This is a genomic window from Oleiphilus sp. HI0125, assembly GCF_001635355.1.
The window spans coordinates 1-1,179 of record NZ_LWGF01000312.1 but is presented as its reverse complement, the minus strand read 5'-3'; the positions used below and the strand labels follow the sequence as shown (position 1 = coordinate 1,179).

The following is a 1,179-nucleotide window of genomic DNA, read 5'->3' as shown; positions in this document are numbered from 1 at the left end:
AGGAGATGACGAACCTTCTATGGCAAATCCAGTTATGTCGGATAAAGTTGTCTTGGCTATGCTGGATGAAGCGAAATTGGTTAGCTCTCACTAATTTAATTGTTTCTTTACTATGTGCTCAAATATGTAATCGCATGGTAAGTATTTCCTCTATCTAACTGCTCTGTGCACTGATAACCTCTGCCGCAAAAATACAATGGTTTTTTCGGCATGCTTAATACCTATATCCATCTCGGATCTTCTGAGTCTTCTTCATTTGAATTAAGTGACTATGGTGTATGGGTTTGTGTTGATTCTGGTTTTGATATATCCGCGCTGAACGAGCGAATTCAGAATGGTCTTGAGTGTGGTTTAAGCCTTTTTGAGACTTTGAAAGCTGGCCTTGGTGTACTTGACGAATTTCAGCGTGATGGTGCAAATATTCTTCTATGCCGCTTTGATTCGTTCCATTATGAGTTGTGTTGGATCGGCGAGATGGGAGCTGCCTTACTCCATGGAGATGAGGGCGTATTGCCTCTAATTTCGGAATCTTCTCATAAGGTTGAGCGAATTATCGGCGACCTTCATACTGATGAAATATTGGTGTTTGGCAACTCTTTATTATTGCCTAATGTTTCTAAGATAGGTGATGCTTTGGATCTGATGCTGTCTGAATCACCTAACTCTGTTGAGGGCGCAGTCAAAAATATCGCGAGAAGCAGCGACTACAATCAATGTTTAGACGGTGCGGTCTTTATACATTATCCATTGAACGAGCCAAGTTCATTACTAAAAGATTTGCCACAGTTAAGAGCTAGGCGTCGAGTACGTAACAAGCTGCTTGCTATCACGAAGCCTGTTTTAGCATTGGTGTTAGTAGGGTCACTTCTTGGTTGGTTGCTAACGAGTCAAGTAGCTTTGTCTTAGCAAATGTCCTTTCCATGCTTTAAAAAGAACAAAAATAAAGCCAATACAAAACGCTCCAACGACTAAACCTAAGGCGCTATGTTCGACAGTGTTAGCAGAATCTGGCGTTGAGGCGAATACATAGTCATAAAATAGAAAGAAGCATAGCAACAGTCCTATGACACTCGTTGCTGCTTGACTAATGAGTATCCCATGCGCGGGAATCGTGTCATGGAAATGGCACTTCACGCATAGATAGTTTTCGGTGTACTCCGGCTCACCTTCTTGAACGGC

Annotated in this window: 2 protein-coding genes; one reads left to right on the top strand and one right to left on the bottom strand. The window is 42.0% G+C overall.

The genetic code is table 11. From position 1 onward, the window contains the following. Positions 1-210 precede the first annotated feature (210 nt). Positions 211-906, top strand: a complete 696-nt coding sequence (locus tag A3762_RS04265; RefSeq protein ID WP_068753942.1) for a hypothetical protein — start codon at positions 211-213, stop codon at positions 904-906. Here the strand turns inward: A3762_RS04265 and A3762_RS27055 are convergent. Then, a partial coding sequence (locus tag A3762_RS27055) for a hypothetical protein (RefSeq protein ID WP_197469017.1) occupies positions 880-1,179 on the bottom strand: 300 nt, incomplete at its 5' end. The two genes, A3762_RS04265 and A3762_RS27055, sit on opposite strands and share 27 nt — an antisense overlap.